At 37.1% G+C, this 6,000-nt stretch carries 7 protein-coding genes; 5 read left to right on the top strand and 2 right to left on the bottom strand.

The annotated features are described in order from the left end of the window. The 3 genes from ACYVRH_RS04195 to ACYVRH_RS04185 form a co-directional block, all read left to right on the top strand. Positions 1-558, top strand: a 558-nt coding sequence (locus ACYVRH_RS04195; RefSeq protein WP_461255673.1) for a hypothetical protein, incomplete at its 5' end; no start/stop codon positions are given. A 1-nt stretch (position 559) separates the two neighbouring features. Beyond that, entirely contained in the window at positions 560-868 is a 309-nt protein-coding gene (locus ACYVRH_RS04190; RefSeq protein ID WP_461255672.1) for a hypothetical protein, read from the top strand. Between the two features lie 2 nt (positions 869-870). Then, positions 871-1,101: a hypothetical protein gene (locus tag ACYVRH_RS04185; protein WP_461255671.1), complete on the top strand. Its 231-nt coding sequence runs from the start codon at positions 871-873 to the stop codon at positions 1,099-1,101. Between the two features lie 6 nt (positions 1,102-1,107). Here the strand turns inward: ACYVRH_RS04185 and ACYVRH_RS04180 are convergent, their stop codons facing one another. Continuing rightward, entirely contained in the window at positions 1,108-3,306 is a 2,199-nt protein-coding gene (locus tag ACYVRH_RS04180; RefSeq protein WP_461255670.1) for a methyl-accepting chemotaxis protein, read from the bottom strand. A 185-nt stretch (positions 3,307-3,491) separates the two neighbouring features. On the opposite strand from ACYVRH_RS04180, the gene ACYVRH_RS04175 reads away from it, so the two are divergent. Next, entirely contained in the window at positions 3,492-4,862 is a 1,371-nt protein-coding gene (locus tag ACYVRH_RS04175; RefSeq protein ID WP_461255669.1) for an MATE family efflux transporter, read from the top strand. 66 nt (positions 4,863-4,928) lie between these two features. Beyond that, positions 4,929-5,342: an EamA family transporter gene (locus ACYVRH_RS04170; protein ID WP_461255668.1), complete on the top strand. Its 414-nt coding sequence runs from the start codon at positions 4,929-4,931 to the stop codon at positions 5,340-5,342. Between the two features lie 92 nt (positions 5,343-5,434). Here the strand turns inward: ACYVRH_RS04170 and ACYVRH_RS04165 are convergent, their stop codons facing one another. Then, positions 5,435-5,926, bottom strand: coding sequence for a helix-turn-helix domain-containing protein (locus tag ACYVRH_RS04165; RefSeq protein ID WP_461255667.1), 492 nt, complete (start codon positions 5,924-5,926; stop codon positions 5,435-5,437). Positions 5,927-6,000 lie beyond the last annotated feature (74 nt).

Below are 6,000 nucleotides of genomic sequence, written 5' to 3'. Positions count from 1 at the left end.
TGTCTTTACTTATGTGGCGGCAGAATGTTAGTTGCTCGTGCAACTGCGACACAAAAAAAGGACATTATGAATCTACCATATCCTGATAATGGTAATTTTGATTTAGTTCCATGGGAAAAAGAGCTGTTGGATGATATTCGTAATTATATGGCTGAGTATGTTAGAATAGGACAAGATTCCGAACTATTAAAAAAAGAAGCATCGGAGGAAGATTTGCAGCGTTATTCACAAACATTTTTGCGTCTTATGAACAAAACATATCCGAATTTAAGAAAATGCAAAGAACAAAAAAATAATGATTTCAGACTTGTTGCCTTTTCTTTTGCAGGTGAGGAAAATTCTTTATCGGAATTAGATGATTCAAATTGGCTGGAAACCTTATCTTCTTTGATCGAAAAAGAAAAAAATAATATTCTGCGAACACAACGGGTTATACGAATATACACTGGCGATATTCTGATTATTGTTAAACCAAATAAATTACGCTATTGGATACGTTCTACAGCTATTCGTGATGTAGACGATGTTATACTTGACATAATCAAAGGCGGCGAATGATATGGGTTTTGTCCCCTCAAATAACAAAAAACGCCAAGAAGAACTTGTTGAAAGCATTATAATTTTTGTATATGAACATTTATGTAAATGGCGTGATAATATTGCAAGGCCAAACAAGGAAAGCGAAAAGCAGTTAAATTATGATTTATCAAATTTTTTGACAGTTTATGCACATAATACTGAGTTTCCGGTTAATTTTTCCCATGAGAATCCACAAGGGAATATGCGTACTGTTGATATTGCCGTTTGTTTTGATGAGGGATACAGCGATTTAAACTTGAGGTTCATGGAAAAGAACATAAAATTGTAGGTATGATAGGTTATGTTCAAACCGGAACATGCCTTAACTGGCACGAAACAATTAATAATTGCATCGATGATCTTTGCGGTAAACCGGATGAAAACGATCTTTGTTGGAATAAATGTGAACATATAAATACAATAGAATATGACGGGAAAAGCAATAAATATCATGGGAAATCACTTCACCCGCGAAAAACTGAACCTGATATTACAATACATCACTTGTGGATAAATATGTAAATTTAATCATTCCACCTTGAACCTTGAAACCTCACGCATTAAATCATTAATAGCTTCGCGGTTTTTGCCGCTTATTCCATTTACATGGTTTACCGCTATATTTATATGCTCCGCGCCTGTAGCCATCTCGTTCATGCCGCCGGTTATTTCCTGAGTAGCTTTCTCAAGATTGGAACTCTCCTGTATTACTTCTTTTGCCCCGTCAAGCATTTGTCTGGACGCTTCTTTTACATGCCCTGTTATTTGGGTTACTTCGCCTATACCTTCAAGTACCTGCTTGCTTCCGGTAGTCTGCTCCTCCATTGAGTTGCGGATACTTTCCTCCTGATCAGCGACGGTTTTAACGCTTGAGTCAATTGCCTCGAATTTACCAAGTACGTTTTCGGTGGAGTGGGTAATCTTGTCTATGGAACCTTTTATCCTTTTCAAAACATTACCAATTGTCTTAGATTGTTTGCTGGAATTCTCTGCCAGTTTGCGGATTTCGCCTGCGACAACGGCAAAACCTTTACCTGACTCCCCTGCGTGAGCCGCCTCAATCGCGGCGTTCATACTCAATAGATTAGTTTGACTGGCGATGTTTTCCATTACCGCGTTAATTTCCATAAGCCCTTCGGACTCGTGGGCTATTTCTTGAATATCCGTAGCCACTTCCTGCAAGCCGTTGCGTCCCACTTCGGAGGATTCTTTTAAAGTCTTCACATTAGCAGCGTTATTAATAAGCGTTCCGGTAACTGAATTGATATTAGCCATCATCTCTTCAATAGCGGACGACGCTTGCGCGATATGGCTGCTTTGGTTTTCAACATGGTCGTTAAGTTTGTTAATGTTTACGGTAAGTTGTTCCATTGTCGCGTGTGTTTCGGTGACGCTGGCGCTCTGGTTAATAATTCTTACCTTGATGCTTTGAATATTGGCGTTAATTTCATTCACGGCGGCGGCTGTTTCATTCATGTTAGCTGCAAGATCAGTTCCTATGTCAGATAATTCGTGTCCTTCTTTTTTTACATTTACGACAAGGTTTTTGATTTTTTTCAGCGTCTCGTTAAAGTATGTGGCAAGATCGCCTACCTCGTCTTTTGTACGTATCGGAATGGTACAAGTCAGATCTCCTTCGCCTTCGGCAATATCCTTGAGTTGGCCCGCCACCATTACAATTGGGTGGATTACATTGTTCAGGACAAGGTACACAATTATTGCTGCCGCTATAATGGCTATAACTGCCAGAATAATAGTAAATTCGGTAATCACTTTAACTTCACGTAAAATATGTTTTTCTGTAGCTACAACCATTATTGACCAGATCTGATCAGAATCGCCTATTTTAAAAGGAATAGTTTTAAGTCTTGTATATGTGTCAAGAGCATGAGAAAATGTTCTGCACTCAAATTCCTTGCCTTCACGCACGGATTTATCTGCTTCTTTTATATATTCGCCAAAACTCGTATCTACGTCGATAAGCATTTTTCCAACCCGATCAGGAATCAAGTGCCCCATTATCATTCCGTTACCCGCATAAATAACCATTGCGGATATTTCATCATGATTTTTAATAACATCTTCTACCGTGGTTTGTATTACATTAATGGCTAAAAGACAGCCCAATCCCCCTACAACCTCATTGGTATGGGAATTAATTATAGGAACCATCATTCTAAACGCAAATGTGTCTTTTCCGTTTACTTTCCATGGCTCAGGATTATCCACCCGATCATTTTTTGCGTGAGGACCGTTTAAGTAGTCCATAGTGTGTGCAATATCAACGCTTGCGCGGGACACTACTTCTCCGGTCTCCTTGCTGAAGGTCATTGCGTACTGCCCTGTGGGACTTGATCCTGTCCTGCCTATAAAACTGCTGTCCATGCCATCAAGGGCATTAGGTTTCCATATCGTATAAATAGCAATCATATTGGGTTCTGATCTCAGAGCGGAGTGCAGCATATCGTCATATCTATCTCTGCGCTGATTCGCCGGAATTAATTCATAATCATCCATTACATTTGCCAAAGTACGTAACGCCCTTATATATGCATCTTCCCTGCCTTTCCAGTGTTCGGCTTGCTCTCTTGCCATATAATTGAGGCCGCGAAGGTTAGATTTCAAGCTTATATCGGATGCTTGCCATAGCAGTATTAAGGCAAGGCTGCCCGCCACGACTGTCACAATGGCAATAACCATAAGACTCAGTTTCATTTTAATTTTCACTTTTATCTCCTTAATTATATATAAACTATAGATATTAATTCATAGTTAATCAATAAGTATACAAGGAACGCATATTGTGTTATAAATAGAAACATAATATTCGTGATAATTAAGGGGAGTAAACAAATGGACATCTTAGAAGCGATTAATTTAATAAAACTGTAGATAATAGTATAAATATTTTAATGAAAACAGATTTATTAAACGGAAGTATAACAAAATCATTATTAATTTTCGCTATTCCCATGTTGTTATCCAATATTTTTCAACAGTTGTATAACACTGTGGATATGGTTATCGTGGGGCATTTTCTTGGTGAAACATCTCTTGCCTCAATTGGCGCGTGTTCGGTAATATTTGAACTGTTTTTTGTTTTCATCATAAGCATTGGCAGAGGTTTCGGCATTGTCGCGGCCAGGAATTATGGCGCAGGTAATAAAGACGTATTTAAGCGCACAATTGCCGGAGCGATTGTAATTGGCGTCCTTCTGACGCTTTTCATCTCGGTTATCGCAAGCCTATTTATGACGCAGCTTTTAAAATTAATTAACATACCGGCAGAAATAATAGACACGGCATATTCGTATATTTCTATTTTGACTGTCTTTTTAATTATAACTTTTACTTATAATCTCTGCGCGGGACTCCTGCAAGCTATAGGCGATAGTACAATGCCGCTTTTATTCCTGATTATTTCATCAATTTTGAACATAGTGTTTGATATTATTTTTATTACAAATTTTAATATGGGAGTCCGCGGCGCGGCATTAGCTACGGTCGTTGCGCAAAGCATCTCGACAGCGCTTTGTCTGTTTTATATTTTTAAAAGATGCCGAATACTTATTCCTCGCAAAGAGCATTTCCATTATAATGCCGCGCTATACAAAGAACTTATAGCGCAGGGTTTCTCTATGGGATTTATGATGTCGATTGTAACTTTTGGCACTATCGTGCTTCAAAGCGCCATAAACGGATTGGGTTATCTTGTAATAGCGGGGCACATAACGGCGCGCAGAATCAACAGTTTCTGCATGATGCCGATGAATACAATAGCCATCGCGCTCTCCACGTTTGTTTCGCAGAACAAGGGAGCGAACCAGCTAAGCCGCATACGAAAAGCAGTACGTTACGGCAATTTTATTTCGTTAATATGGGCTGTGTTTATAACGGTTGTTCTTCTATTTTCTTCCAAGGTTTTGATAAAATTACTTTCCGGCTCAAATGAAAGTATCATTATTGAAAATGGCGCTCGGTATCTAATAATAAACTCGCCATTTTATTTAGTTCTTGGATTACTTTTTAATTTTCGCCTTGCGCTTCAGGGAATAGGTGAAAAAATTGTTCCGCTTGCCTCAAGTGTCATAGAATTTATCGGTAAAATATTATTTTCTTTCCTTTTAGTGCCCGCTCTTGGTTATTTTGGCGTAATTATCTGCGAACCGATTATATGGAGTCTTATGTTTTTACAGCTGTTATATTCATTTTATACGAATCCTTATATTAAAGGAAAAACTGTTATTGATGAATCTTCTCAAATTACGCGACATACACACTAACTTAATTAAAAAAAATATTAACAAATAATATAGACAAGAAGATAAAAAATAAATATAATATCTATCATGTGGGCATTATTTGCTTTATTATCAGCCTTTTTTGCCGCCTTAACTGCAATATTGGCAAAAATAGGCATTCAAAATATGAATTCTAATTTAGCGACGGCAATTAGAACTATTGTAGTTTTAATTATGTCATGGGGTATTGTCTTTTTTACAGGCAAACAAAATGAAATTGTTAATATTGAAAATAAAAATTGGTTATTTTTAATTTTATCCGGTATAGCGACAGGTTTATCGTGGCTTTGTTATTATAGGGCTTTGCAAATAGGGGAAGCTTCAAAGGTTATTCCAATAGATAAATTTAGTTTAGTAATAGGAATGGTAATGGCATTTATTATTTTAAAAGAGGCATTAACAATAAAAACTATTATTGGCGGCATTTTAATTACAGTTGGGACATTTGTTCTAATATTATAATTTAAAGTTTTAAGAGTGCGCTCCTGTCAGCAAGGCTGATAGGCTGACGCGGTAGGCAATAATAGGAATATGGGCATCGCGCATAATAGCAATTATTTATTTTTTTTAAGGTTTTTAAATTCAGACGCGACAGCCTGTTTTACAGACATTTTTACAACATTTTCAATATTAAAGACAAATGATTTCTCTAATTTGTCATCATAGATATTTTTTATATCTTGAATTATATCATGCCTTAACTGTTCAAATTCTTTCTTTATAGAAAGGTCATTTTCCGGTTGCGTTAGTTTCGCGCTTACTGTTTTCTCTATATTGGAAACTATAGATTGCTCTAAATGGAGCATAGCGCCTTCCGGCGTTGATGAAGGGTAAAAAAGTTGAAAGGCTTGAATATCAAGGGCATCTGACAATTTTTCCAACATTTCACCGGAAGGGAAACTGTTCCTAAGTTCCAGCATGGCAAGGTAACGAAGCGATATATTCGCCATTTCTGCCAATTTTTCCTGAGTTAAACCCTTTTTCCGGCGGGTTTCCCTGAGATTGGCGGCTAAAATTTCCTTTATATTTGCCTTATTTTTGGGCATTTTCCCTCGTAAATGTAATAATAATTGCTTTTTTGCTATTGACTTATGAACTGATATTACATAATATGAAACAT

The sequence above is a fragment of the Treponema sp. R80B11-R83G3 genome (assembly GCF_054786115.1).
The sequence above is the reverse complement of the archived record's forward strand: the minus strand, read 5'-3'. Positions and strand labels throughout refer to the sequence as shown.

Coding starts and splice junctions, on each gene's coding strand:
- ACYVRH_RS04170 (WP_461255668.1), top strand. CDS start 4,929: ATGTGGGCATTATTTGCTTTATTATCAGCCTTTTTTGCCGCCTTAACT.
- ACYVRH_RS04165 (WP_461255667.1), bottom strand. CDS start 5,926: ATGCCCAAAAATAAGGCAAATATAAAGGAAATTTTAGCCGCCAATCTC.
- ACYVRH_RS04185 (WP_461255671.1), top strand. CDS start 871: ATGATAGGTTATGTTCAAACCGGAACATGCCTTAACTGGCACGAAACA.
- ACYVRH_RS04190 (WP_461255672.1), top strand. CDS start 560: ATGGGTTTTGTCCCCTCAAATAACAAAAAACGCCAAGAAGAACTTGTT.
- ACYVRH_RS04175 (WP_461255669.1), top strand. CDS start 3,492: ATGAAAACAGATTTATTAAACGGAAGTATAACAAAATCATTATTAATT.